At 59.8% G+C, this 25,489-nt stretch carries 19 protein-coding genes and 1 pseudogene; 7 read left to right on the top strand and 13 right to left on the bottom strand.

The window, feature by feature from the left end:
* The first annotated feature begins 147 nt into the window (after window positions 1-147).
* Together ONG87_RS02950 and ONG87_RS02945 are read left to right on the top strand one after the other, a co-directional pair.
* Window positions 148-477, top strand: a pseudogene (locus ONG87_RS02950) (nucleotide pyrophosphohydrolase).
* A 78-nt stretch (window positions 478-555) separates the two neighbouring features.
* Window positions 556-2,424 (top strand): DUF2075 domain-containing protein, encoded by a 1,869-nt coding sequence (locus ONG87_RS02945; RefSeq protein WP_264382192.1) that lies wholly within the window; start codon window positions 556-558, stop codon window positions 2,422-2,424.
* A gap of 400 nt (window positions 2,425-2,824) precedes the next feature.
* On the opposite strand, the gene ONG87_RS02940 is transcribed toward ONG87_RS02945, so the two are convergent.
* Genes ONG87_RS02940 through ONG87_RS02920 form a run of 5 tightly spaced genes read right to left on the bottom strand, consistent with a single transcriptional unit; the run spans window position 2,825 to window position 8,437 of the window.
* Complete coding sequence (locus ONG87_RS02940) at window positions 2,825-3,910, bottom strand: hypothetical protein (protein ID WP_264382191.1); 1,086 nt, start codon at window positions 3,908-3,910, stop codon at window positions 2,825-2,827.
* Between the two features lie 24 nt (window positions 3,911-3,934).
* Entirely contained in the window at window positions 3,935-5,515 is a 1,581-nt protein-coding gene (locus tag ONG87_RS02935; protein ID WP_264382190.1) for a hypothetical protein, read from the bottom strand.
* 3 nt (window positions 5,516-5,518) lie between these two features.
* Entirely contained in the window at window positions 5,519-6,322 is an 804-nt protein-coding gene (locus ONG87_RS02930; protein ID WP_264382189.1) for a hypothetical protein, read from the bottom strand.
* A gap of 15 nt (window positions 6,323-6,337) precedes the next feature.
* The gene (locus tag ONG87_RS02925) at window positions 6,338-7,774 is read right to left on the bottom strand and encodes a hypothetical protein (protein WP_264382188.1); all 1,437 of its coding nucleotides are present in this window, start codon (window positions 7,772-7,774) and stop codon (window positions 6,338-6,340) included.
* Window positions 7,775-7,798: 24 nt separating this feature from the next.
* On the bottom strand, window positions 7,799-8,437 hold the full coding sequence (locus tag ONG87_RS02920) for a thermonuclease family protein (protein ID WP_264382187.1): 639 nt from the start codon (window positions 8,435-8,437) through the stop codon (window positions 7,799-7,801).
* A 575-nt stretch (window positions 8,438-9,012) separates the two neighbouring features.
* On the opposite strand from ONG87_RS02920, the gene ONG87_RS02915 reads away from it, so the two are divergent.
* From ONG87_RS02915 to ONG87_RS02905, 3 genes are all read left to right on the top strand, one after another.
* Window positions 9,013-9,534 carry a GAF domain-containing protein gene (locus ONG87_RS02915; RefSeq protein ID WP_264382186.1) on the top strand — a complete coding sequence of 174 codons (522 nt, stop codon included), beginning with the start codon at window positions 9,013-9,015 and terminating at the stop codon, window positions 9,532-9,534.
* Between the two features lie 96 nt (window positions 9,535-9,630).
* Entirely contained in the window at window positions 9,631-10,881 is a 1,251-nt protein-coding gene (locus ONG87_RS02910) for an IS256 family transposase (RefSeq protein ID WP_264382185.1), read from the top strand.
* 221 nt (window positions 10,882-11,102) lie between these two features.
* The gene (locus ONG87_RS02905; RefSeq protein ID WP_264382184.1) at window positions 11,103-11,690 is read left to right on the top strand and encodes an isochorismatase family protein; all 588 of its coding nucleotides are present in this window, start codon (window positions 11,103-11,105) and stop codon (window positions 11,688-11,690) included.
* A gap of 99 nt (window positions 11,691-11,789) precedes the next feature.
* Here ONG87_RS02905 and ONG87_RS02900 read toward each other — a convergent pair whose 3' ends face one another.
* From ONG87_RS02900 to ONG87_RS02870, 7 genes are all read right to left on the bottom strand, one after another.
* Entirely contained in the window at window positions 11,790-14,051 is a 2,262-nt protein-coding gene (locus ONG87_RS02900) for a TonB-dependent siderophore receptor (RefSeq protein WP_264382183.1), read from the bottom strand.
* A gap of 241 nt (window positions 14,052-14,292) precedes the next feature.
* Window positions 14,293-15,351: an ABC transporter ATP-binding protein gene (locus ONG87_RS02895; protein WP_264382182.1), complete on the bottom strand. Its 1,059-nt coding sequence runs from the start codon at window positions 15,349-15,351 to the stop codon at window positions 14,293-14,295.
* Entirely contained in the window at window positions 15,348-16,376 is a 1,029-nt protein-coding gene (locus ONG87_RS02890; RefSeq protein ID WP_264382181.1) for an ABC transporter ATP-binding protein, read from the bottom strand. The genes ONG87_RS02895 and ONG87_RS02890 overlap by 4 nt, the downstream gene beginning before the upstream one ends.
* Entirely contained in the window at window positions 16,373-17,260 is an 888-nt protein-coding gene (locus tag ONG87_RS02885) for an ABC transporter permease (RefSeq protein ID WP_122714788.1), read from the bottom strand. Before ONG87_RS02885 ends, ONG87_RS02890 begins: the two co-directional genes overlap by 4 nt.
* A 13-nt stretch (window positions 17,261-17,273) precedes the next feature.
* The gene (locus tag ONG87_RS02880) at window positions 17,274-18,224 is read right to left on the bottom strand and encodes an ABC transporter permease (RefSeq protein ID WP_122480235.1); all 951 of its coding nucleotides are present in this window, start codon (window positions 18,222-18,224) and stop codon (window positions 17,274-17,276) included.
* A gap of 60 nt (window positions 18,225-18,284) precedes the next feature.
* Window positions 18,285-19,961 carry a peptide ABC transporter substrate-binding protein gene (locus tag ONG87_RS02875; protein ID WP_264382180.1) on the bottom strand — a complete coding sequence of 559 codons (1,677 nt, stop codon included), beginning with the start codon at window positions 19,959-19,961 and terminating at the stop codon, window positions 18,285-18,287.
* Between the two features lie 121 nt (window positions 19,962-20,082).
* Window positions 20,083-21,417 (bottom strand): FAD-binding oxidoreductase, encoded by a 1,335-nt coding sequence (locus ONG87_RS02870; RefSeq protein ID WP_264382179.1) that lies wholly within the window; start codon window positions 21,415-21,417, stop codon window positions 20,083-20,085.
* Window positions 21,418-21,555: 138 nt separating this feature from the next.
* Between ONG87_RS02870 and ONG87_RS02865 the strand changes: the two genes are divergently transcribed.
* Window positions 21,556-22,359 (top strand): IclR family transcriptional regulator, encoded by an 804-nt coding sequence (locus ONG87_RS02865; protein WP_264382178.1) that lies wholly within the window; start codon window positions 21,556-21,558, stop codon window positions 22,357-22,359.
* Window positions 22,360-22,370: 11 nt separating this feature from the next.
* Here the strand turns inward: ONG87_RS02865 and ONG87_RS02860 are convergent, their stop codons facing one another.
* Window positions 22,371-23,672, bottom strand: coding sequence for an FAD-binding oxidoreductase (locus tag ONG87_RS02860; RefSeq protein ID WP_264382177.1), 1,302 nt, complete (start codon window positions 23,670-23,672; stop codon window positions 22,371-22,373).
* A 332-nt stretch (window positions 23,673-24,004) separates the two neighbouring features.
* Here ONG87_RS02860 and ONG87_RS02855 point away from each other — a divergent pair, with 332 nt between their 5' ends.
* Window positions 24,005-25,480, top strand: coding sequence for an MFS transporter (locus ONG87_RS02855; RefSeq protein WP_264382176.1), 1,476 nt, complete (start codon window positions 24,005-24,007; stop codon window positions 25,478-25,480).
* Window positions 25,481-25,489: the final 9 nt, after the last annotated feature.

The following is a 25,489-nucleotide window of genomic DNA, read 5'->3' as shown; positions in this document are numbered from 1 at the left end:
TAATAAAAAAGCGAGTACAGACCGGAAATAAGATCGGCAAATGGTCTTTTGTAAAACGAAGCCCGCTCAGCCCTGAAAAACCTTACAATCCGAGGTATGAATTCCTACGGGCCGTCTACCCTTCAATGATAGGCAAGAGATAACCCAGTGAGTGAACCAGATTGCCCAGCCGCGCCGCTGGTCGACACAACGCAGCTAGCCGCCGCCCTTCAGCGTTTCGCGGATGATCGCGACTGGCAGCGATTCCACTCCCCCTAGAATCTCATTCTAGCCCTCACGGGAGAGGTAGGTGAGCTATGCGAGATTTGCCAATGGCTGAGCGATGCCGATTCGATCTCCGCTGCGGAGGATCTCGATATCGGCCAAGCCATCAAGAGTGAGGTCGCGGACGTACTGCTGTACCTAGTTCGCCTGAGCAGCATACTTGGCATTGACCTCAACGAGGCCGTGACACAAAAACTCGCCTCGAATGGCTAGAAGTACCCCGTAGATAAAGCCAGAAGCACCAGCAAAAAGTACGACAGACTCTGACCAACACGCACCTAAGGACAACTTGTGATCGTTTACGCTGCGACCAAACAGCAATTTCTTAAAGACAACGATAACGATGACATTGAGGAGGTGATTCTTAGGCATTACAAGGAAGCTACTGGCAAGAACGTTGGCTCCTCGGAAATCAGGTCGTGGCAAGGGTCTCTGACATACATGGCCAAGGTCCTTAGAGATGAGGGCCTCCCGAGCGATGCAGGCCTGGCCATCGAATTGCACATTCCACAGTCGTCGAAGCGAATCGACTTTCTACTCACCGGTCGCGACGAAAATCACGCAAAAAAGGCCGTACTGATCGAGCTGAAGCAATGGAGCAAGGCCAACGCCACAACCAAAGACGCAATCGTCAAAACGGCACTGGGTGGAGGCCTCGTTGAGACCATTCACCCCTCCTATCAGGTATGGTCCTATGCAGCGCTGCTGGAAGGCTTCAATGAGGCGGTGTATGACAAAAGAATCGAAATCCGTCCGTGTGCCTACCTCCATAACTACGTCAGCGACGGCGTCATAGATTCAGCTCACTATGAGCCCCACATCAGCAAGGCTCCGCTGTTTCTGAAAGGCCCGGAAGAGCTCAGTAAACTCAGGAGCTTTCTGAAAAAGCATATAAGTCATGGCGACAACAAAGAGGTTCTTTACGAGCTGTCCGAAGGAAAAATTCGCCCGTCCAAGGCGCTAGCCGAAGCGCTCGGTGGGTTGATGAAAGGCAAACCCGAGTTCGTATTGATTGACGATCAAAAAGCAATTTTTGAGTCGGCGCTGGCGGCGGCAAGCGAGGCCTCGGGCCAAGCCCCCAAGGTGATGATCATTGAAGGTGGACCGGGCACCGGGAAGACCGTTCTGGCTATCAATCTGCTGGTGAGGCTCACCGAATTGAAGCTGATGAGCAAATACGTCTCCAAGAACGCAGCCCCGCGCAAGGTCTACGAGAGCAAGCTGGTTGGCACCATGAAGCGCAGCCATTTCTCGAATTTCTTTTCAGGCTCTGGGGCATTCATCGACACTGAGCCCAACACATTCGATGCGCTTATCGTAGACGAAGCTCACCGGCTGAATGAGAAAAGCGGGCTTTATGGAAACCTTGGGGAAAACCAGATCAAGGAGCTGATTGACTCAGCGAAATGCTCAATTTTCTTCATTGATGAAGACCAGCGTGTAACCTTAAGCGATATCGGCAGCAAGCAGGCGATACGCGCCTTTGCAAAAGCCAAGGGTGCTGTGGTTGAAGAGCACGTGCTGTCTTCGCAGTTTCGCTGCAGTGGTTCTGACGGTTACCTGGCATGGCTGGATGACACGCTAGGCATTCGCTCGACGGCAAATCCGACGCTTGAGATTCAGGAGTACGAATTTAAGGTGTTCGACTCACCTCAGGCGATGCATGAAGCGATCAACGAGAAAAACTACGGAAACAAAGCTCGTGTGGTCGCGGGCTATTGCTGGCCTTGGTTGAGCAAGAAAGACCCCACCGCTGCTGATATCGTCATTGGTGACTACAAACGCCAATGGAACCTGGATCAGGATGGCAGCCTATGGATCATCGCTGAGAACTCTATCGAGCAAGTTGGCTGCATTCATACCTGCCAAGGTTTGGAAGTCGACTATATCGGGGTGATCATCGGGCCAGACCTAGTCGTACGTGACGGTAAGGTAGTGACATCCCCGGATGAGCGCGACAAGCACGATAAATCGATTCGCGGCTGGAAAAAAATGATGAAAGAGCAACCTACCCTCGCGAAAAATGAAACAGACCTGATCATCAAGAATACATACCGAACCCTGATGACACGCGGGATGAAGGGTTGCTACCTGTACTGCACCGACAAAGAGACTGCGCAATACTTTGATAGTCGGCTTAGCCAACACAGCAATCATTGACGCTATCGTTTGCTAGAGCCCCTATTCATGCGAGTGGGGACATCGTACGCGCAGGGGCGACAATCGTAAGCGTCCACCCAACTCACCTTACGTAAGTCAGGTCGGCACCCACCGATGCGACAGCAATTGCCCGATCTCGCTGGCCCGCTGTGTCGGTAGTGCTTCCTTGCTGGCCTGGGAGAGATAGCCAAACTCTGGCAGGTCGAGGGTTTGCACCTCAACGATGCTGAACCCGCTGGAGGCGGTTGCGTACTGCCGAGGGCGGATGATTTCGAAACGCTCGAGTTACCGCCCTCCATCGTGCAATCGTGCAGTGTCCAAATAGGGGGGATGAGCGACCGCCCGGAGGACGGCCGGGGCAGGAGACCACATGGCCAGCCTGGCCCAAACGACGGCGTCGTTACCGACGCACCTCGATTTTGTAGAAATAATCTTCGATGCTCAGGCGCCGGCGATCCGAGGTAATTGCATCGTTGATCGCGTTTTTAAGTCGAACGTAGTGTCGGCAGTTCTGAGTACGACTGAGATCGGCAATAGGCTTTACCGCTCGCAGGAACTCGTTATAACTGCTCACTGGCCGACTCATTACCTGATCGATGTTAGGCAGGGCTTTGGCATCTGCCTGCCGGCTTTCAGGCCATGCAGACTCAAGGCTCAAGTCGCTCTCTCGCAGCTCCAGCGTGAAGAGCATTTGCACCTTCCCAGTCTTTTCGTCCGCCCAGCACGGGGGGAAGTCCATGCCACCATTAGCCTCCAAGCGGTGCTTGAGGTAGAGCAACTGGCCTTTAAGGTCAGCGTTTTCTTTCTTCACGGCGATAGGGTTGCCCGGATCAGCTTGCATTGCCGTGAAGTGCTGGTACTCCTCCGCCAGTTTCTGCATCTTCTCGAGGCTGCTCTTGCCTTCAAGGCTGACGAGGGCCGGGGATTTATCCAGTAATTGCTCCAGGGCGTCGAGCTTGCCAAGTGAGGCCTCGACTTGCTCCTTGAGAAACTTGACGTCATTGGCTTTGTCGACGTCCTGAGGATCCTTCAGCGACTTCTGCACCGCCTCTTTTAACGATGTTGCTAAGGCCAGAGCATCTTCGACCCGTTTCTTCACGAGCTGACCGCCGTCGCCGCCCGCCGCCTCCACCATTTTCTGTAGCTCACTAAGGGCGGTGATCTGCTGTTCCTGCTCGTCCAGTAGCTGCTTCAATCGCACGACGTCTTGCTTTGCCTGGCCCGCTTCGAGTAACTGGCTGATCACCTCGTCAGGATTGCGCGAGCTGTGGGCTTTGATCTCATCGATGAGCTGAGTCTTGGCCTTGTCCAGCTGCGCCATCTTGGTATCGATCCCATCGATGGCGTGGAGCTGCTCTTGCAGCTTCTGGTTCTCCTGAGTCTTTTGAAACACCATGAAGCCGAGCAGAAGCATCAGCATAAAGATGAGGGTCAGGGCGATCTCCGTCAGCGATAGCTGGAAGATCTGGTCATTGTTCGATGCCATTTCAGGCTGCTCCAGGACTCAGTGTCAGCTGCTGCTTGATTCCGGTTGAATCTGCCGATCATCAGTTCCGCCTGCTGGCGGGCTGAATGGCACCACGTTCTCGCCGCCCAGCGGCGTTTTCTCGAGGTGATCACTGATGACGTCCAGCCTGCGCTGTACATTATCCAGTTGCTCAAGTCGGGCCAGACCACTATTGGACTCAAGGTGAGAGGAACTGAGCTCCACCAGCCGGCTAAGACTTTGAAGAACCTGCTGGCCCATAGCCTTGACCTGTTGGTGCTCCTGATTCGCTAACTCGGCGTGCTGGCTCGATTGACTGACCACCGTCAGCAGTTGCGGGACGCTGTGTTGGAGAGTTGCCACCAGTTCCTGGCTGGCCTTTTTGATCTCTTCAGTACTACTGCCTTGCTGCTCGGCTACCTGGTGGATCTTGGCAACCGATGCCACGGTCTGGCCCATCGCCTCAGCGAGCACTTGAATGGAACTGGTGAGTTGCGTGGTGGCCCCCAGTTGCGAGCCCAATTGGGCATTTAGCGACTCTTGTTGCGCATCCACGACGGCGATCAGGGACTGGGATTGCTGGCCCATCTCCTGAAGCACAGCTTCTTGCTGGGTTTGCAGCAACTTGGTCAGTACCTCCAAGCTGGCACCGACCTGGTGCACGTCGTCCAGCACGCTGCCCATGCTTTCCAGCTTTTCGTTGATGCGCTTGATGGAGTTGTTGACCAAGCGCGCAGAGCCTTGCACATCGAGAGTCACCGACTTGAGGCTGTCGGTTGCAGTTTCGGTGACTACGCCCAGCTGCGTCACGGCGCCCTCCAGTCGATTGGAGAACAGGTCATCCGGGAACTGTACCTCATCCAGACGGGTTACCAGCCCATCAACAAAAGTCACTACCGACTGATCGATTCGTTCAGTCGCGTCTTTCGCGACTGCTTCATATTCCGTGATGATCTGAGTCATGCCCAGTGCAGTAGTGCGGACATCTTGCATCAACCCCAGCATCATTTCCTTGTTGTGCTGAGTTATGGTTGCAAAGAATTCCGTGGTTTTGGCCTGATGCGCCTCCGACATCGCGAGGATCTGCTCCTTAACCGCTGTCACCGTCTCGTCGGTGGCGCGCATGACATCTGCGCGGAAGTCGACCAGCCGCTTAAGAGACTTCTGAAACTCATCAGCTAACTTCCGCGAGGCATCGATCACCTGATCTTCAACATTGCTTAAAGCATCGTCAGTACTCGGCCGGAAGCTCACCAGGGTCACGCGCACGGCTAAGCCCAGCACGGTACTCACCATGGCTGCGCCGAAGCGCACGGCAATGGCGGTCAGGTCGGTACCGATATTCGGCAGGTCGAAGAGCGAGAAGATGATTGAGGCGATAGTGAAGATGAAGCCCAGGTAGTAACATGAGTCCGCGAACTTCTCTGCCGAAATGTCGCTATCACGCAGCCGATAACCAATGATCATGTACGCTGCCATGAAGCACAAGGGCAGCAGAAGGCCGAAGATCCAGGGCTCATGCAGATACCAGCCAACAAACGAGCTACCGACTTTTAAGGCGCAAGTAAGGACGAACAGTCTCTTCAGGGAGATCTTTATTGGCATGACTCAGCCCTCCATTGGCGTAACAGCAATGAGCCGGGCGCCCGCTTTCTCGAAATAGCGTTCCCAGAAGGTCAGCTGCTTCCGTGTCTGTAATTTGGGGTAGTTCATTAGGTAGTTCAGCTTGACCTGAACGCCTTTTAGACGGGTCTGTGTTTTCTGCCCATAAGCACTGGTAGCGAAGCCATCGAAGTCAGCTTGCCCTTTGAACATGCTGAAGTCGGCGGTATTGACCAGCATGTCTGAATAGACAATGAGGGTCTTAGGGCCTTTGATGTTTTCCGCTTGAAAGCTATTGATCGCGACCAACTGAAGCATCTCAAAAATTGGTGATTTGTCAGCTGGCTTTTCCTGCATCAGGACGTTTTCCAGCTGAGTCACCGGCTCGCGAAACTCACGCTCGAAGCGCTCTTGAATGCGCGCGGGGTTGGAATCAAATTCTGATTTTCCCGCAGCGGTACCCGGGTTGCACTTCTCAAAGAGCGGTTTGGCGGTCTGAGTAAAGTCCTCACCGAGGGCATACACCGACAGTAGATAACCTTCAGGCACGACATTGTCTGCCAGGGCTTTTAAGCCTTGAGCGAAGGCTTGGCGCTGGATGAAGTTGTAAGGGTCGGTATTGTCGACCAGCACAACATAGTGGCCTAACGGGCCAGACGTGGGGCACAACGTGAGTTTATCTGTGGCTGTGGGCCTATGGAGGAAATACCAGCCTATTGCGCCTGCCATCGACAGGAGGGCAATCACCAATAGTGCAATCGTACGGAGTTCCTGACGGCGCTTTTTTTCCGCCATGCTCGTCTTGCGCATTCTAGGGTTCCTGTGTCAGATCTGTTGGCGGATGGGTTCAAGTTGACTGAATTTGACGTCGTAGGACGATTGAATTCGGCGACGGATGTCTTCGATTTGGTTCAGGAGGTCACCTAGCAGTCCTTCCTGCTCCTGCAGAGCTCGCTCATCCGCAGTTGTGTTGAAGTCAGGCAAGGTCAATTGCCGTACCGGTACGGGCTGGCGGAAGTAAGCGGGAACCGGGACACCCGTGACCTTTCGAGATATCTCGTTTTCGGTTCGGAAGATTTTTACCAGTGCACTCATCATGTGCTCAGCCTTGTCCAGCGCTCGTTGTAGGCGCTCGGGCGCGATGCGCTTCTTATCGACTTCTGCACGAAAGGCGACAACGTCAACTTTAGCTTGCTCAAGGCCCTGCTCCAGCTTGCCGACATACTCTTCTTTCAGGTGCTCCAACTCGTCCCGAATCTGAGCAATCTCATGGTCGTAGAAGGCTTTTGCTTCATCGGCGACTCTCTGGACGCTGGCATATCCTGGGTAGGGATCTGATAGCTTGTAGCCTTCACAGAGTCCGGCAAGCGCGAACACCACGCTCACGACACACAGAATTATTGAGAAGACGTCATGGAATCCGAGCGGGTTGCTTTGCAGAGCTTGGAGCGCGGCAGCTGCCATGACACTAATACCCACATCGCCAGCCTGTCCAAGCGCATCGCGGAAATGCGCGATTATCAGACCGAGTACTCCCATGATTACCCCCGCCACGATCACGCCCAGGTACCCGGCAAGGCGGCGGATGGGGCTGATGTGATTGATGTTCGGCACAAGGAATCGACCGAGCGCAACGGCAATGCCGACGTTTGTCGCCGCCAAAGCTCCGGCAAAAAAGAAGCCCTGGAACAATCCGCCATCTAAACCGGCAGCAAAAAAGCCGGCGTTTAGAATGCCTTCGACTGCCACGGTGAATATCGCCAGCAGGATATAGATAGCTTTACGAGTGCCGGAAATCACCCGCGCATGGCGGGTGAGCTGATTCTCCTCGCGGAATTTGAGTAGCTCTTGTTCACGTTGGTGCGCCGAGCTCCGCAGATTGCGCAACTCGATTTCACGATCGGAAACTCGGCGATTCGCCTCGCGCTCAAATTCATCGGCCAGATTGGCGGTGCGATTTACCGTCTTGGTGATGTCATAGGTCACCAGGCGCTCTTGAATGCGTTGAACATGGGTCGTTGCCCAGTTTTGGTAGCTGAGGCGAAAACCTTCCAGTTTCTGGCAGATCGACTCTTCAATGCCGGATAGGTGAGTTTCGTCGGGAGCAGGTGCGCCAGCGGCACCGAGACGCTGTGCTTGAGCTTCAATATCCAACTCTTTGAGCAGCTCATCCTTGTCGAGGACATGCAGGTCTGGATGCTCGGGATCACTCTGCCGGCGCGGAGCCCTCAACCAACCAAACAGCATCTTAAATAGCTTCATCGAAACTTCCTTGAGAGCATTGCGTCAACGGCAGAGGCTTTCACAGGGAACGCCATCACGATCCCGATCCAGGCTGGAAACTCCGCATTGCTGCAGGTAGAAATTGGCTTCTTGGCAGTTGCTCATCTGTCCGCAGTAGCGCTTGGCGCCACAGACATAGTCGGCAGACGTGGCGTCCCGAGTTTTGCGCTCGGCTACCAGAGAGTTGAGAGAACGCCCTGTACTCCTCCATTCCCAAGGGGGAATAATGTCGGACTCGGGAAGCGCCCAAAGGCCCAGGCGTGCTGCTCGGGCAGTTCCTTGCAGAGCAGGCAAGGTGGTATCGCGGTTGTAGCGATCAAAGACCCAGGCGGCGCCACGGCTAACCATTTCTCGGTTGACGCTAACCCCGTCGACAGAGGCTTCGCCGATGTGCCGGCCGTACTTGTCTTCGCCACTTAAGGTGAGCTGGATGACTCGACCAAAGATCAACTTGGCGAGTTGATCCTTCGCCTGACGACCGTAGGGCTGGCCACTTTCGGGAGTGTCGATGTTGGCCATCCTGACCTTTACCTGTTGGTTGGATTCCGTTAGGCAGGTGAAGGTGTCGCCGTCACTGATGGCCACCACGCGGCACTCTACATCGTCGGCCAACGCCTTGAAGGTCACGGTGACTAGCAGCACAACTGTCCATGGGCTGAACCGCATTCTTCCCTGAAGCTCCGCGCAAAGGATCGTGAGGATCCTAAGAGATAGGTAATGCCAAAAGGCTATTGTTGCGCGGAATCTTAACGGGAATTTTCAGAAAAAGCTCATTGACAGGATGACCGGACGGTATTTCCCAAGATGTGCCGAAGGCCTGTATGTCTTCAGCTAGCTGTCCTATTGGCGCCAAGGGCGCAAGGATTACCGCGTTGGATGTTTTCCGGTGCCAATCTGTTAGCTGGCGCACAGAAAAGTGCTCAAACAGCACCTTCCATCGGAATCCAGACCACGCTGCGTTCCAACTGGTATTCCAAGCAAGTAGACCAAAAAATGATTAACTAGAAAAACAGATAGATACCGACTTGTTTCAAATTACCCCGGCTCACTAATTTCGGCGCCACAAACCAACCACCTCGGGTAGCTCGCAACTACCGTTTTTCGTACCTGAATGATCGGTTTCGGCCGCCTAGCGCCAGCGGCAAAACATCGCTCCATCTCCCCCCTTGCAGAACCTCCCTCACAGGTCGAAACTGCACCAAACGACGAGGTACACCATGGCACTCGACTACCCGCCCAGCCTCCTGTCCCAGGAAGAACGCTCAGCCATTGCTGAAATCGAAGCCACCACCAACATCCTGCGGCTGGTGACCCGGCTCACCAACATGCACTTCGCCGCGATCACCAAGTTCGGTGACGCCGAACTGGTGATCTGCTCTGTGCACGATTCCGCCGACCTGGGAATCGGCGCAGGTGAGGCCTTTCCGCTGGAAGACACGATCTGCAGCGAGTTTCAGCGGGATCCGGCGCCGTTGCTGATTCCGAGAGTGAGCCATGATCAGAGCTTCGCCTCACGACTCATCGTCAAGACCTATGATCTGGACAGTTACGTAGGCGTGCCCATTTTCCTGCCTGACGGCCGGCTGTATGGGGCGCTTTGTGCGATCGATTCGCGGCCTGTGCTGTTCGAAGATCCCGATGTGTGCGAAACGCTCGAGATTTTTGCCCGGTTGATCGGGTGCATTTTTTTTGCGAGCTTGGCGGTGAAGGTCGAGAGTGCCGCGATTGAGTTGGAGTGATTTTTGGAAGGTGACGCTAGGGTCAGTTACACATGCACACCTTCGGGGGTGTCAGAAATTTTGTGTTCGGGCATAACATGAGTAAGAGGTGCATGTATGCCAATCAAAAAGAAACCCGAGTTACGGAAGCTACCGAAAATCCCAAAAGAACTGCTTGAGCAGTTCAGCGAAGGGATGATGACCGCGGAAGCCATCGAGGACGCCTCTGCGGCGTTCAAGAAGGCTTTGATCGAGCGAGCTCTGGGTGCCGAACTCGGCCATCACCTGGGCTATCCGCCGGGCGCGCAGCGCCCCGAGGATGAGACCAACCAGCGCAATGGCAAAAGTGGCAAGACGGTTCTGACCGGAGATGGCCCCATCCGACTGGATATTCCGCGCGACCGGGACGGCAGTTTCGCGCCCATCCTGATCCCCAAACACGAGCGCCGTTATACCGGTTTTGACGACAAGATCATCGCCATGTATGCCCGTGGAATGACGGTCAGAGAAATCCGTGCATTCCTCTCCGAGCAGTACGGTACGGACGTTTCGCCCGACTTCATTAGCTCGGTAACCGACGAGGTCATGGCCGAGATCGGCGCATGGCAGCAGCGGCCTCTAGAGCCGATGTATCCGGTGATTTTCTTCGATGCCCTGCGGGTCAAGATCCGTGAAGAAGGGCTAGTTCGCAACAAGGCGATCTACTTGGCCTTAGGCGTTTTGCCCGACGGAACGCGCGATATCCTCGGCATCTGGATAGAAAATACCGAAGGCGCGAAGTTCTGGATGAAGGTTTTTAACGACCTCAAGACACGCGGCGTCGAAGACGTACTAATTGCCGTCACCGATGGCCTCAAAGGCATGGCGGAAGCCCTTGGAGCCGTGTTCCCGAATACGACATTGCAGACCTGTATCGTTCATTTGATCCGCAACAGCCTTGATTACGCGGCTTGGGATAAACGTCGCGAACTGGCGAAAGCGCTCAAACCGATCTATCAGGCGGTCACCGCTGAAGCGGCTGAGCAAGCCCTCGATGCGTTTGAAAACGGGCCATGGGGCAAGCAGTATCCAACAGTAGTGGCGGCTTGGCGTCGGGCTTGGGATCGAGTGATTCCGTTCTTTGTTTTCCCGCCAGCGATCCGAAAAGTGATCTACACGACCAACGCCATCGAGAGCATCAACGCTCAGCTGCGCAAGATCATCAAGACCCGCGGCCACTTCCCGACCGATGATGCGGCGACGAAACTGATCTGGCTTGGGCTACGCAACATCACGGCAAACTGGGGCTCAGCGGCCCATGATTGGAAGAGTGCGATGAATCAATTCGCGATTCTGTACGGAGATCGATTTATCAGGCCGACCTGGTAAAAGCACGGCCTGCCTGGCGGCAGGCCGTTAACGCCCCGCACACAAAAAATCTGACAGTCCCACGTAATGAAGATCACTCGCGCGTACACAGGCCTACGCTGCTGAAGATCATAGCCGTTTCAGGTACGCCTGCCATGCATCCCACACTGCCTATCGCCCATTGAACGGACTTACTTGTTACCGCACACTGACCCCATTCTTTTCCGATAAAACGGCCTCCCATGAGCGACCAGCCCAACCCCATCCCTCTCATCATCCTCGACGTGCAAGACGCCATCGACCAGCCGAAGTGGAATGGCAAGAGCAACCCCGGCTACCTGGAAACCATTCAGCGCCTTCTCCAACTGTGGCGCTCGAATCACTGGCCGGTGCTTCACGTAAAGCACGATGAGCCCACACACACGTCGACCTACCACACCCACGGTCCATGGAATGGCATCAAGCAAGAAGTTGCCCCCTTGGACAGTGAACCGGTCATTACCAAACAGCAGAACTGCGCGTTCATCGGTACCGATCTGGATGCCGTGCTCAAGCAGATGCAGGTAACGCGCTTTGTGCTGACGGGCGTGGTTATCCACAACAGCATGGACGCCACGGTTCGGGTGGGGAAAGCCTTGGGTTACAGCATCATTCTTCCATCGGATGCCACGACGGCGGTGCCGGTCACCGCAGCGGATGGCACCGTCTGGGATGCTGAAACCGTTCATGATCTGACGTTGGCGATACTGGGGAGTGAGTATGCCGAGGTAGTGCTGGCGCGGGATGTGGTCGAGGCGCTTGGGTTAGGGGGCTGGCCTCATCGCGGGTAGAATCCGCTCCCACATAACTCGCGAAACCTGTGAAACATCACAAAAGAAACGGGAGCCTCAGCTCCCGTTTCTTTCATTTACATCACTACTCAACCGTACTCAGAAATCGACCGAAGCACTGACCGAGAACGTGCGCGGCGCGCCGAGTACCAGATAGTTCGAGCCCGGATAGCCACCGGTGGATGCCCAGTAATCGCGACCTGTCACGTTGTCCACTCGGGCGCGTAGGGTCACGTCGCGCTCGTCTACTTTGAAGCCGTAGCGGGCGCCTAGGTCCAGACGTGTCCACGAAGGAATCTCGAGGCTGTTGGCGTTATTGGCGTACTGGCTGGCGGTGTAGATGACGCGGCTGGTCAGGGTCACGCCGTTGAGCCCAGGCACGTCCCATTCACCGCCGATGTTGGCCTGTGTCTTGGGCACGCCGATAGGCTCGTTGCCGTCGTCTTGGCCGTTCTGGGTTTTGGTCAGCTCGGCATCGAGCAAGGTGACGCCGCCCAACAGGCGCACGCCCTGTGCGGGCTGGCCGAATACCGACAGTTCGATACCACGGTTGCGCTGCTCGCCGCCGTCTTTGAACACCTGGTTCTCGACGATGCCCACCGGTTTCTCGGTCTGAAATACCGCCAGGCTGCCACCCAGGTTGCCGCTGTCGTACTTGATGCCGACTTCGGTCTGCTTGGCAACATAAGGAGCCAGGGATTCGCCGGAGTTCAGGACCGGCGCGGTCGAGCCGTCAGGCAAGGTGGTGGTAGCGCCTGCGGTATCGCCTTTGGTCAGGCCTTCGATGTAGTTCGCGTACACGGAGAACTGGCCGTTCAGCTGATACACGATGCCTGCCACGGGCGTGGTTTCGTATCGTTTGTACTGCGAAGTGCGATCGCCGCTGATGTAGTTGTATTCGGTGACATCCAGGCCCTGACGACGAGCGCCGAGGGTGACCAGCAGTTGATCGTCGAAGAAACCCAGGGTGTCGGCAATGGCCAAACTTTGTGTGTGCGTACGCGCGGTGATTTCCGGATCGGACATGGAACCGTTGAACAATACGTTCTCGGGCTGTGCTGCGTTATTGGAGCCGTACAGATCGCCCACTATCGGGTTGGAGAAATTGCCGGCCCAGGCGTTCTTGTCCTTGGTGTCGTACATCGAACCTGAAACGACCCATTCATGGGATACCGGGCCAGTCTGCAGGTTGAAACGCATACCCACTTCACCCGTGGTCACGGTCTCTTCGCGGTAGTTGTCGAAGCGCGAGGCGGAGGTCACGCCGGAGGGGGTTGATGATGGATTGGCGAGGACGTTCTTTTCCTCGCCCTTGCGCATACCCGCGGCGGCCCAGGTGGTGAGCGAGTCGGTCAGGTCATATTCTGCGCGGAAGGTGCCGAAGGTCTGCTTCTCTTTCGAGTAGGTCCAGGACTGTCCGTAGTTGTCCCGCGCGTTGGGCGCGCTAGGAATACCGCCTACCGGGGTAACGCTCGGCTGGGGCGTATCGATGAAGTGATACTGATGGCCGACGTCGGCAGACAGGCGCAGTCGGTCGCCTTGGTAATCGAGGCCCAGGGCGAACATGTCCAGGTTGCGGTCCTGGTCATCCACCGAGGTTTCGCCGCCGCGCTTGGCCGCGTTGATTCGAACACCGAAGCGGTCATCTTCGCCGAAGCGACGGGCGACGTCGGCGGCGACCGTGCCGAAGCCGTTGTTCTCGGCACCTACGGTGAGGCGTGTAAGCGGCTCGTTCGGCGCGCGCTTGGGCAAGATGTTAATGGCACCACCAATCCCGGTGCCGCCTGGCGCTGCGCCGTTGAGGAAGGCGTTGGCGCCGCGGAACACTTCAACGCGTTCGATGAATTCGGAGGCCACGTACTGCCGGGGCAACAGGCCATACAGGCCGTTGTAGGCAATGTCATCGGAGTACAGCGGGAAACCGCGCATTACGTACAACTCTTGGAAGTTGCCGAATCCACGAGCGATGCGAACCGAAGGGTCGTTCTGCAGAATGTCTGCGACACTGCGCGCCTGCTGATCCTGAATGAGTTGGTTCGTGTAGGACGTTGAAGTGAACGGCGTCTCCATGTAGTCCTTGTTGCCCAGGATGCCTACCCGGCCGCCCCGTGCGACCTGACCACCCTCGTATTCGGGCACCAGGCCTTCGCGGGAAGCGTCCGCGCTGGCAGAGATGGCCGTCTCGCCCAATTCCAGCGCTGTGCCCTGGCTTGCGGCGGGATCTTCCGCCTGCGTTGCTTCCACAGGCAGCTCGAGCGTCGTTTGCGCATGGGCGACAATCGGCGAAAAGCTGGCGATCAGGCAGATGGGTAACCAAACGGAACTGACCGCGGCTTTACGTGGAAACTGTGGGGTAGGCATGACGGATCCTGCTGGGGATGGAGCGACTAAAGAGAATTGGCAAACTGATGGCATTGTAGCGAATGCGAATCTTTCTCTGCTACATCTTCAGCTATTTTATGTTGGCTCAAGTCGCTTTTGGGATCTTTGGGGCGACGGTAAGGCGGCTGGCCTCATCGCGGGTAGAACCCGCTCCCACATTGAGACCAGGGCTTGTATGGGAGGGGTGGGGGACTAGAAGCAGATCGCGGGGCGGCCGATGTCAGTTTCCGGCTTGGCGCTGATGTGACTGCTGCATGATTTCGCGCTGTTCGTGGAGCGGCGAAACCAACTCCAAATCATCCCGAATACACGCTACCCCATGCGCCACCCCCACCTCCCTCAACAGCGGCCGCTCCTGCGCGCAGGCGGGCAGCACGTACGGGCAGCGGGTGCGAAACGCACATCCCGAAGGCGGTGAAATAGGGCTCGGGATATCGCCCTGCAGCACGATCCGCTGCCGCCGCTGCCCCGGTTCGGGCATGGGGATCGCAGACATGAGTGCTTCTGTGTACGGATGGCGCGGATTGCTGAACAGCTCGCGGGTGGGCGCGATTTCGACAATGCGGCCCAGGTACATCACGGCAACGCGGTCGGCGATGTGGCCGACCACGGCCAGGTCGTGGGTGACGAACAGCATGGTCAGGTTCATCTGCCGGCGAATGCGCGCGAACAGGTTGAGCATCTGGGCCTGGACCGACACGTCGAGGGCGGACACCGGTTCGTCGGCCATGATGAATTCGGGTTCCAGGGTCAGGGCGCGGGCGATGCCGATGCGCTGGCGCTGGCCGCCGGAAAATTCGTGGGGGTAGCGGTCCAGGTACTGCGCCGCGAGGCCGACGGTTTCCAGGGCCTGCCCGGCCTTTTCGCGGCGCCCGGCGGCATCCAGTTCAGGGTTGTGGAAACGCAGGGGCATGGCGAGGATTTCACCAACGCTCATGCGCGGGTTGAGGGAGCCGTAGGGGTCCTGGAAGATCATCTGCATGCGCTTGCGATAGGGTTTGAGCAGGCGGTCGTTGAAGGGCGTGATCTCGGTGTTGTCGAAGACGATGTGCCCGTCGGTGGGTGGGTCGAGCATCATCAGGCTGCGGCCCAAGGTGCTCTTGCCCGAGCCGCTCTCGCCGACCAGGCCGAGCACTTCGCCACGGGCGATGCTCAGGTCGACGCCATCCACGGCGCGCACCAGGTTGTCGTCGCGGTCGCGGCGGCTGGCGAGAAACGTCTTGCGCACGGGGAAGTGTTTTTTCAGGCCGACGACGTCGATCAGGGGACGTTCTTTCATCGTGCACCTCCGTGTTCGACGGGCAGTTCGCGCCAGCGCACGCAGCGCAGGTCATGGCCCAGTTCGATTTCTTCGAGTTCGGGCGCCTGGCTGTCGCAGCGGCCGGCGATGCTGTAGGCGCAGCGCGGGTGGAAAGCGCAGCCGCTGGGCGGCGAGCTGGGATCGGGGACGAAGCCGGCGATGGTGCCCAGCTCACCCTGCGCCAGCCCGGCCTGTTCGAAACGCGGCACGGCGGCCAGCAGGCCGCGGGTGTAGGGCATGCGCGGCGAGGACAGCACCTGGCTGACGCTGCCCTGTTCGACGATACGCCCGGCGTAGATCACCATGACCCGGTCGGCGATTTCCGCCACCACGCCGAAGTTGTGGGTGATGAACAGGATGGCCATGCCGTTCTTCTTCTGCAGGCTGCGCAGCAGGTCGAGAATCTGCGCCTGTACGGTGACGTCCAGCGCCGTGGTGGGCTCGTCGGCGATCAGCACGTCCGGCTCCATGGCCAGGGCGATGGCGATCATCACCCGCTGGCGCATGCCGCCGGACAGCTCGTGCGGGTAACAATCCAGGCGCTTGACCGGCTCGGGAATGCCTACCTGCTCCAGCAGTGCCAGCGCACGCGCACGGGCGTCGGCCTTGCTCAGCGATTGGTGGAAGCGGATCGCCTCGGCGATCTGGTCGCCCACGCGGTGCACCGGGTTCAGCGAGGTGAGCGGTTCCTGGAAGATCATCGCCACCCGATTGCCGCGCACGTGGCGCATCTGCTGCTCGTCCATGGCTACCAGGTCGATGGGTTTGCCGTGGTGGTCGGCGACGATGGCGCTGCCGTCGATACGGGTTTTCGGCGCCTCGGCGAGCAGCTTCATGATGGCCAGGCTGGTGACGCTCTTGCCTGAACCACTTTCGCCTACCAAGGCGAGGGTTTCGCCGGCGCCGATGGTGAAGTTGATGTCGTGGACTACGGGGACGTAGCCGACACCCTTGCGGAAGGCGACGTTGAGGTGCGCCACGGCGATCTTTTCATCTGCGTTCATTTAAGGTCGCTCCTGCCGTCCAGCGCGTCGCGCAGGCCGTCGCCGATGAAGTTGAAGCTGGTCACCGCCAGGGTGATGGCCAGCCCGGGAATGATCGCCAGCCAGGGCGCCTTGCCCAGGTACTGTTGGGCGGCGTTGAGCATGTTGCCCCAGCTGGGCAACGGTGGCTGGATGCCGTAGCCGAGGAAGCTGATGTAGGCCTCCAGCAGGATGGCGTTGGCGATGGTCAGGGTGGCCGCGACGATGATCGGGCCGATGGCGTTGGGCATCAGTTCGCGGAACATGATCCAGCGGTTGCTGGCGCCGATCATGCGTGCGGCCAAGGTGAAGTCGCGCTCGCGCAGCGAACGGATTTCAGCCTCGACGATGCGCGAGATTTCCATCCAGCTGGTCACGGCGATGATCAGGGTGATCATCATCGGGCTGGGCTTGGTGAACGCTGCCAGCACCAGCACCAGAAACACGCTGGGAAAGGACAGGAAGGCATCGACGAAGCGCATCAGGCCGGCGCCGACCCAGCCGCGGTAGTAACCGGCGATGACGCCGATCAGGGTGCCGATGACGATGCTGATGAGCATGGCGCAGAAACCCACCATCAGCGAGATGCGTCCGGCGTTGAGCAGGCGCGCGGCGGTGTCGCGGCCCAGGGCGTCGGTGCCCAGGTAGTGATTGCCCGTGAGCGGTGGCGCAAAGCGGTTGCGGATGTCGATGGTCAGGTCGTTGTAGTGCAGCAGGTAGGGGCCGAACACGCAGGCCAGCACCAGCACGGTTATCATCACCACGCCGAGCACGGCCAGTTTGTGGCGCATGAAACGGCGCAACGTCGGGTTGGCCAGCCATGCCCAACGGGGCGAAGCAGGCAGGTAACGAGTGGCAGTGGTCATCGGCAATACTCCTTCAGGCCAGCCGCACGCGGGGGTCGGCGACGCCTATCAACAGGTCGGCAAGCAGGTTGCCCAACAGCACCAGCACCGCCGAAAACATCAGGATGCCCATGATCACCGGGTAGTCGCTGTAGCCCAGGCTGTCGAGAAACAGCCGGCCCATGCCGGGCCAGGTGAACACCGTTTCGGTGACCAGCGCGCCACCGAGAATGGTCGGGATCTGCAGCCCGGCCAGGGTGATCATCGGCAGCAGCGCGTTGCGGATGACGTGGTGGGTGAGCACCCGGCGATAGGGCACGCCCTTGGCGCGGGCGGTGCGGACGAAATCCTGGTCGATCACGTCCAGGGTGGCGGAGCGCATGTAGCGGCTCCAGATCGCCACGTTGACCAAGGCCAGCACCAGCACCGGCAGCACCAGGTGAATGGCGTAGTCACCCAGGGATTGGTCACCGATGGTGTACATGTTGCCGGCCGGCAGCCAGCCCAGGTGCAGGGAGAAAAAGAAGATCGCCACCAGGCCGAACCAGAAGGTGGGAATCGACAGCGCCACCATCGCACCCACCGTGGCCAGGGTGTCGAACACCGAATAGCGACGCACCGCGCCAAGCACGCCAACCCAGGTGCCGATGACGATCGACAGCACGGTCGAGGTGCCCATCAGCAGCAACGTCGCGGGCAGGTGTCCGGCAATCACGCTGAGCACCGGGCGGCCGTCGCGAAACGAGTGGCCCCAGTCGCCGACGAACAGGTGGCTGAACCAGTCGATGTACTGCACCAGCAGCGGCCGCTTCAGGCCCAGTTGCTCGGCGATGCGGTCCAGCTCGGCCTGGCTCATGCCGGGGTTGAGGGCGAATTGCGACATGGGCCCGCCGGGGGCCAGGTTTAGCACCATGAAGCCGATCAGCGAAACCAGCACCAGCACCACGGCGCTCTGCCCCAGGCGGTTGAGAATGTAGTTGGGCATGCGTCAGATCCTCTGCGGTACGAACGACGCCCGGCCGTGCGGCCAGGCGTGGGCGTGCATTCAGGTCCAGGACCAGGTGTTCACGTTCCAGGGTTCGATGCGCAGGTTGATGTTGCCGGTGAAGCCCTTGAGGCCCGATTTGTAGCCGCGCACGTAGGTGTACTGGAACAGCGGCAGAATCGGCAGGTCCTGACGGATGAGGTCCTGCACCTGCACGTACACCGCCTTGCGCTGGGCGACGTCCTGCATAGAGGCGCCCTGGGCCAGCAGTTCGTCGACCTTGGCGTTGACGTACTGCGAGTTGTTCTGCCCGGCGCCACCCTTGGCATTGGTCGACTGTGAACCGAAGTAGTCGCGGGTGTCGGGGTCGGCCCCGGTGAGGAAGTTGTTGCCGACGATCACCGAGTCGAATTTGGACTGCACCCAGTACTCGCCCCACATCACGGCGGGCGGCAGGTTGGAGATTTTCATTTCCACGCCGATGGCCAGCCAGGTCTGCTGGATGAACTGCTGCGCCTGTTCACGGATCTGGTTGCCAGCGGTGGTGGAGTTGGTGAACGACAGGCGCACCCCGCCCTTCTCGCGAATGCCGCCAGCGCCCGGTTTCCAGCCCGCGTCATCGAGCAGTTTGCTGGCTGCTTCGATGTTGAAGCTTTGCTTGGGCAGGTTGGGGTTGTAGTAGGCCGACTGCTGCGGCATGTAGGTTTCGGTGGGCAGCACCAGGCCGAAATACAGCTCGTCGATGATGGTCTTCTTGTCGATGGCCATGTACAGCGCCTGGCGCACGACGGGGTCCTTGAACTGCGGGCGCTCCATGTTCAGCGTTACCGATTCGATGGTGGCCACCGGCAGGATCACCACGGTGCGTCCGGCCAGGTCCTTGGCTTCCTCGTAATGGTCGGGGGTGATGCCCTGCATCGCGGTGACGTCGATGTCGCCGGTCTTGAACTGGGTGTAGAGCACGGTGAGGTCGGGGATGTACTTGAAGATCACGCTTTCAAGCTGCGGTTTGGTGCCGTAATAGTCCGGATTGGCCTTGAGCTGGATATGGTCGCCCGCCACCCGCGTGCCCCACTTGAACGGGCCGGTGCCGATCGGCGCATTGTTGAACGGCGCGGTGTTGACGTCGGCGGCAGCCGAGAGGATGTGCTTGGGCAGCATGAACGTGGACGACAGAATCGACGCGTAGGGCGCGTAGGATTTCTCCATGCGCCAGTGGATTTCGGTGGGCGACACCACGGTGATGTCGCGCAGCAGGTCATGCCCCGCGCGGCGGCCGCTGCGGAAATTCGGCGAAACGATCAGTTCCAGGGTGTACTTCACGTCTTCGGCGGTGAAAGGCCGACCGTCGTGCCATTTGGCGTCGCTGCGCAGTTTGATCTTCCACTGCAGGCCGTCGGCGGAGATGCCGCCATTGGCCACGGTCGGCACTTCAGTGGCCAGGGCCGGGACGAATTCGCCCGTGGGCGCAATGCCGAACAGCGGGTCGAACACGTTCCAGTGGATGCCGTCATCCACCTCGATGTGCGGCATGTGCGGGTTGAACACCGTGGGCTCCTGGGACAGGCCGATGATCACCTGCCCGGACGGCGGCGCGGCCATGGCCGCGAACGATTGGCTGCTGCGGCCCAACGGCAGCAACGTCCCCGCTGCACCGATGAGGGCCATGGCCAGCGCCTGGCGGCGGGTTGGGTTCAACAGAGCGTTGCTTTTATCCGAGTCATCGCGTTGCGACATGCTGAAGCTCCCACTGTGAGGAAGAAAGGGCAGGTGGCAGGCGCTGGAAAGCGTCAGGGACGCTGGACCCGGGCTCGTTCGGACGAGCTTCTGAAGGGTATTGCCGGGTGAACGGGTGGCTCTAGAATCCGGAAATGGGCCGTGGGTTGGAGCCGTCGGTGAAGCGCGAGAGACAGAACGCTTGCGGGTCGACGATCGGGGTTTCGCCGGTGACCAGGTTGGCCATCAGCCGCCCGGCCGCCGGGCCGATGCCGAAGCCATGACCGGAGAATCCGGTGGCGATGAAAAAGCCAGGTACGCCCTCCACGGCCGAGATCACCGGCACGGCATCGGGCGTGACATCGATCATGCCGCCCCAGCGCTGCGCGATCCGTACGTTGGCGAACACCGGAAAGGCGCGGGTGAGGCTGGCCAGGGCGCGGTTGGATTGGCGGATCGACGGCACCGGGTCGAGCACGCGGCGGTATTCGAAGGGGCTGGCTTCGTCCAGCGCCCAACGCTTGGGCAGCACCGCTTCCTGGAAGAAACGCTGGCCCAGGCGAAACGACAGGGACTTGTGTTCCTGCTGCAGAGCAGGCCAGAACGGCCGCGCGTAGCGAAAGGAGTCGGGTACGATGTCAGCAATGTTCTCGTGGCCAGAGGCAACCGTGTAGCCACCGTCCTGACGCTTGCGCACGGCAAAATCCATCGCCCAGATGGCGGCTTCCGGACCGCCCTGCAGCGGTGTGGTGCGGATCACTGAATTGAGTACCTTGAGCTGGGGCAGGTGCACCTTCAATGGCGAGCAAAACAGGCTCGACCAGGCGCCGCCGGCCAGCACCACGGACGTGCAGGCGATCGGGCCACGCTCGGTGATGACGCCACTGACCCGGCCCGCCGCGCGCTCGATGCCGCGCACCGCGCATTCGGTGAGGATCACCGCGCCCCTGGCCCGGGCCGCTTCGGCAATCGCCGGGGCCGCCTGCTGCGGCTCGGCACGACCGTCGTCGGGGGTGTACAGCGCGCCCTTGATCGCTAGCCGCGCGACACCGGGCAGCAAGCCGGCCAGGTCGGTGCCCGAGACCATCCGCGCACGCACCGGGTACTCGTCCAGGTTGGCCTTCCAGCGCTCGTGTTCGGCGTAGCTTTGATCATCCGCGCAGGTGAAGAGAATGCCGGCGCGGGTGTAGCCGACGTCCTTGCCGATGCGCGCGGCCAGGTCGTTCCAGATGTTCAGCGCATGGGCCATCAACGGCAGCTCGCGCGGATCGCGGCGCGAGATGCGCACCCAGCCCCAGTTGCGGCTCGACTGTTCGTGGCCAATGCCGCCTTTTTCGCACAAGGCCACTTTCAAGCCGCGTTCGGCCAGCTCCAAGGCGGTGGATGCACCGACGATGCCGCCGCCGATCACCACCACATCGACTCGGTCCGGCAGGTGTTCATCGCCCTGTACAGGTACTACGCGAGGTCCAGGCATCGGTTGCTGTCATCCCTATGGATCGTGGTGAGAAGGGCCGTGAGGGCCCGGATATTGCACTGCACTTGCCGTGCCTGCCAGACCCAGCCTTGTGCTCGATGCGGGTTCGGCCATTGTCGTTTCCAGGGAGAGCTACACATGCCCCAAACCGACTCATCCCCAGCTCGTCTGCCGCGCTGCACGACCCAGGGCACGCAAACGCTGGACCGCTCCTGCGACATTCTTCAGGCGATTGCCGCGCGCGGCGCGCCGGGCGCGACCATCGAAGAACTCAGCGCCGATACCCAGCTTAGCCGCGCGACCCTGTATCGGCTGCTCAAGGCGATGAAATCCTACGGCTTCGTGCGCCTGCCACGGCTGCGCGGGCCTTACTTCCTGGGTTACCAGTTGCTCAGCCTGGGTGCCCAGGCCGGCAACACCGGCGGCGTGCGCGAGCTCGCCCGCCCAGCCCTGCTGCGCCTGTGCGAAACCTTCCAGGACAGCTTCTTTCTGTTCGTTCAGGATGGCTACTACGCCTTGTGCCTGGAACTGCATGAGGGCGCCAACCCTACCCAGAGCTTTGCCGATTGCGTGGGCGCGCGCGTGCTCAGCGGCGTCGGCCAGGGCTCGCTGGCATTGCTCAGCCACCTGCCCACTGCGGCACGCGCGCAGATTCTGGAACACAACGCACCGCGCCTGCTGCGCGAATACGCCATCAGCGACAGCGCACTGCGCTCCACCTTCAAGCAGGTGCGCCAGCAGGGCTATGCCTGTGGCCTGGCCGATCGCGTGCTGCCGCTGCACACCGGCGTGGCGGTGCCGATTCTGGACGCCGACGCGGCCCCCGTGGGCGCGCTGAGCTGCGCCCTGCCGAGTGTGCGCATGACCCCGCTTTATCAGCAGCGGCTGGTGCAAGCCATGCGCCAGGAAGCGGACCGCATCGCGCAACGGCTCGGGGCTTGAATATGAGCGTGTCATCGGGCGAACCGAGCGAAACGAAACGGCGCGGGATCGACCAAAGGCGCGCTGCCGGTAATCAGGTCCGCCATCAAATGCCCAGCGCCCGGCCCGATACCGAAACCGTGCCCCGAGAAGCCCGTGGCCAGGTAGAAACCGGGCAGGCTCTGCACCTGGTCCATCACCGGCACGATATCGGGCGTGACATCGATCAAGCCGGCCCAGCGCTGCTCGATCCGGGCCTGGGCGAAGATCGGAAACTGCTCGGCAAGCATGCTCAAAGCCTGGTCGAGGTAGGCATCCACCGGCTTGGGGTCATACAGGCGCTGTGTCTCGAACGGTGAAGCCTGGGCATTGCTCCAACGCCGGGGCGTGTTGAGCTCCTGCCAGCTCTGGCGGGTCACGCGCAGGCGGTATTCAGGGTGGTGAGCCCTGACCATCGGAAGAAAATCGGGCAGGTAGCGAAAGCTGTCCGGTACCAGCGCCGCGACGTTGGCGTTGCGCAGGGCGACGGTGTAGCCGCCGTCGGCACGCTTTCTGAACGAGACCTTCTCGGTCGCCACCGCGCACTCCGGGCCGCCTGGCAAAGGTGCGGTGCGCATCACCGACCCCAGCACCCGCAGCTGTGGCAGGCGGATACCCAGGTTGCCGCAGAACAGGCTCGACCAGGCACCGGCCGCCAGCACCACGCTGTTGCATCTGATTTCGCCCAGCTCGGTAACTACGGAGCTGATCTTGCCGCCCGAGGTTTCGACACTGCGCGCGGCGCAGCGCACGAACAGCTTCGCGCCGCGTACTCGGGCGCCTTCGGCGATGGCCGCGGTGGCGATGTCCGGCTCGGCGCGGCCGTCGCTCTCGGTGAACAGCGCGCCGGTCCAGGAGGACGGCACCTTGGCCTGGAGGCGGGCTTGAATCTGCGCGGTGTCGAGCAGCCGCGCCTCGATGCCCAGCGGTTTCGCCTGATCCAGCCAGGCGACCTTGGCCGCCAGCTCCGCGGCGGACTCGCAGGCGTAGAGAATGCCTGAGCGGGTAAAGCCGGTGTCGTGGCGCAGCTTGGCGGCCCAGCCGTCCCACAGTTTCAGACTGGCAATCGCCAAAGGCACTTCGGCGACATCGCGGCCCATGGTGCGCACCCAGCCCCAGTTGCGCGACGACTGCTCGTGGGCGATGCCGCTTTTTTCCACCAGTACCACCGACACGCCTCGTTCGGCCAGGAAGAACGCGGTGCACACACCGACGATGCCGCCACCGATGATCACCACATCGGCGCTGTCGGGCAGTGAGGTGTCGCTGTCGACGTGGGAAATGAGCGGGTACATAGGACTTCCTGCCAATGTCGATACCCGAGGTTTACGCTCTGGCACGGCCAACGGCAACCCTTCTGGCAGGGATGCGGCCATGCTCTCACATGCTGAGACGAAGGCATGACCCGGGCTGATTCTGCGATTTTTTTTCAGTCATTTTTTGCAACACCTTAGCCGCCATGAGACGTGGCCTGCGGCCATTACCACCGGGCACGTTGTCGCAGGCAAGGCCAGTCCAAGCGGTTGCGCTGAATCGTTTCAGATGCGATAACAAATAGGCAAACGGCACGAAAATCTCGAATAAAGCAGATTAAAGGGCCCATGCACGCCGTACATCGGCGATCCTCATGTGCCCGCCTTCGCCGTTTGTGCCACGCCTTCGTGGCGTTCTCCTGCTCCTGACCGAGCCTGCCTTTCAACCTCATCGAGGCCATTCATTCGGCGCGCCCAAGCGCCGTGCTGCACACAAGGAACGGACCATTGAGCAATCAATCCACTCCGAACACCCCCTCTCTCGCCTGTGCGACAAGATCGGCATTCCCTATCCCCTGTTCTGGGGCTTCGTCGGCCTGCTGATTTTCATGATCGGCGACGGTGTCGAACTCGGCTACCTCTCCCCTTTTCTCAGCGACCGCGGCATGCCCGACGGTGAAATCGCCATGGTGTTCACGCTGTATGGCGTCACCGTGGGTATCTCGTCATGGCTGGCCGGTGCCCTGTCCAATATATGGGGCCCGAAACGGGTGATGATGCTCGGGCTGTTGATCTGGAGCGTGTTCGAAGTGCTGTTCCTGATCTACGGCCTGGAAACCCTGAGCTACCAGATGATCTTGCTGACCTATGGCCTGCGCGGCTTTGGCTATCCGCTGTTCGCCTACGGATTTCTGGTGTGGATCGCCGCGGCGACGCCGTCGCGCAAGATGGGCCTGGCCGTGGGCTGGTTCTGGGTGGCCTATGCAGCCGGTCTGCCGACCCTGGGTTCATTGGTGGCGAGCGTGAGCATTCCATTGATCGGTGCGCTGCAGACGTTCTGGCTGTCGTTCGCGCTGGTGGTGGTTGGCGGCGTGATCGGCCTGGTCGGCATGCGTGAGGCGCACGGCCTGCGGCGCCTGGCACCCGAAGGTGAAAAGCCGCTGGTGTCGATGGCCAAGAACGTCACCATCATGTGGTCGCACCCCAAGGTCACGCTCGCCGGCGTGGTGCGCATCATCAATACCTCGTCGATGTTCGGCTTTCTCGTGGTGCTGCCGGGGTTCTTCATGGACACGGTGGGTTTCACCCTGGAGCAATGGCTGCAGCTGCTGACCATCGTCTTCGTGTTCAACATCATCGGCAACATGGGTTCCAGCGTCATCAGCACGCGCATCGGCTACCGCAATACCATCCTCTGGCTGGGCGCGGTGGGCAGCACGATCACCACGCCGCTGTTCTTCTTCATGCCGCAAGCCTTCCCGGATAACTTCCTGCTGGCCTCGGTGTTCGGCGCGCTGTATGGCCTGACACTGGCGTGCTTCGTGCCGCTGTCGGCACTGGCTCCGGCACTGGCGCCGCACAACAAGGCAGCGGCGCTGTCGGTGCTGAGCCTGGGCGCGGGCGCTTCCACCTGGGTGGGGCCTGCGGTGGTGGCGATCTTCAACGAAAGCTTCGGCCTGGAAGGTGTGGTGTGGGCGTTTACCGGCCTGTACGCGTTAAGTGCGGTGCTGACGGTGTTCCTGAAGGATCCGGAGCCGGTGCACGAGCCGTTTTTCAGCAAGGCTCAGCGCCGGATCAAGGTGCGCGCGCCACGCCTGGATTATCGCTGGGCGCATGCCACCAAGGACTGATCGGCGCCG

It is taken from the genome of Pseudomonas sp. MM227 (assembly GCF_947090715.1).
In the GTDB taxonomy this organism is placed as follows: Bacteria; Pseudomonadota; Gammaproteobacteria; order Pseudomonadales; family Pseudomonadaceae; genus Aquipseudomonas; species Aquipseudomonas baltica.
Note: the sequence above shows the minus strand (reverse complement) of the source record. Positions and strands in the feature narration are given on the sequence as shown.

Bases quoted from the DNA above. Each gene is read 5' to 3' on its own strand.
- ONG87_RS02940 (WP_264382191.1), bottom strand. From the start codon at position 3,910: ATGGCATCGAACAATGACCAGATCTTCCAGCTATCGCTGACGGAGATC.
- ONG87_RS02935 (WP_264382190.1), bottom strand. From the start codon at position 5,515: ATGCCAATAAAGATCTCCCTGAAGAGACTGTTCGTCCTTACTTGCGCC.
- ONG87_RS02930 (WP_264382189.1), bottom strand. From the start codon at position 6,322: ATGCGCAAGACGAGCATGGCGGAAAAAAAGCGCCGTCAGGAACTCCGT.
- ONG87_RS02925 (WP_264382188.1), bottom strand. From the start codon at position 7,774: ATGAAGCTATTTAAGATGCTGTTTGGTTGGTTGAGGGCTCCGCGCCGG.
- ONG87_RS02915 (WP_264382186.1), top strand. From the start codon at position 9,013: ATGGCACTCGACTACCCGCCCAGCCTCCTGTCCCAGGAAGAACGCTCA.
- ONG87_RS02910 (WP_264382185.1), top strand. From the start codon at position 9,631: ATGCCAATCAAAAAGAAACCCGAGTTACGGAAGCTACCGAAAATCCCA.
- ONG87_RS02905 (WP_264382184.1), top strand. From the start codon at position 11,103: ATGAGCGACCAGCCCAACCCCATCCCTCTCATCATCCTCGACGTGCAA.
- ONG87_RS02900 (WP_264382183.1), bottom strand. From the start codon at position 14,051: ATGCCTACCCCACAGTTTCCACGTAAAGCCGCGGTCAGTTCCGTTTGG.
- ONG87_RS02895 (WP_264382182.1), bottom strand. From the start codon at position 15,351: ATGAAAGAACGTCCCCTGATCGACGTCGTCGGCCTGAAAAAACACTTC.
- ONG87_RS02890 (WP_264382181.1), bottom strand. From the start codon at position 16,376: ATGAACGCAGATGAAAAGATCGCCGTGGCGCACCTCAACGTCGCCTTC.
- ONG87_RS02885 (WP_122714788.1), bottom strand. From the start codon at position 17,260: ATGACCACTGCCACTCGTTACCTGCCTGCTTCGCCCCGTTGGGCATGG.
- ONG87_RS02880 (WP_122480235.1), bottom strand. From the start codon at position 18,224: ATGCCCAACTACATTCTCAACCGCCTGGGGCAGAGCGCCGTGGTGCTG.
- ONG87_RS02875 (WP_264382180.1), bottom strand. From the start codon at position 19,961: ATGTCGCAACGCGATGACTCGGATAAAAGCAACGCTCTGTTGAACCCA.
- ONG87_RS02870 (WP_264382179.1), bottom strand. From the start codon at position 21,417: ATGCCTGGACCTCGCGTAGTACCTGTACAGGGCGATGAACACCTGCCG.
- ONG87_RS02865 (WP_264382178.1), top strand. From the start codon at position 21,556: ATGCCCCAAACCGACTCATCCCCAGCTCGTCTGCCGCGCTGCACGACC.
- ONG87_RS02860 (WP_264382177.1), bottom strand. From the start codon at position 23,672: ATGTACCCGCTCATTTCCCACGTCGACAGCGACACCTCACTGCCCGAC.
- ONG87_RS02855 (WP_264382176.1), top strand. From the start codon at position 24,005: ATGTGCCCGCCTTCGCCGTTTGTGCCACGCCTTCGTGGCGTTCTCCTG.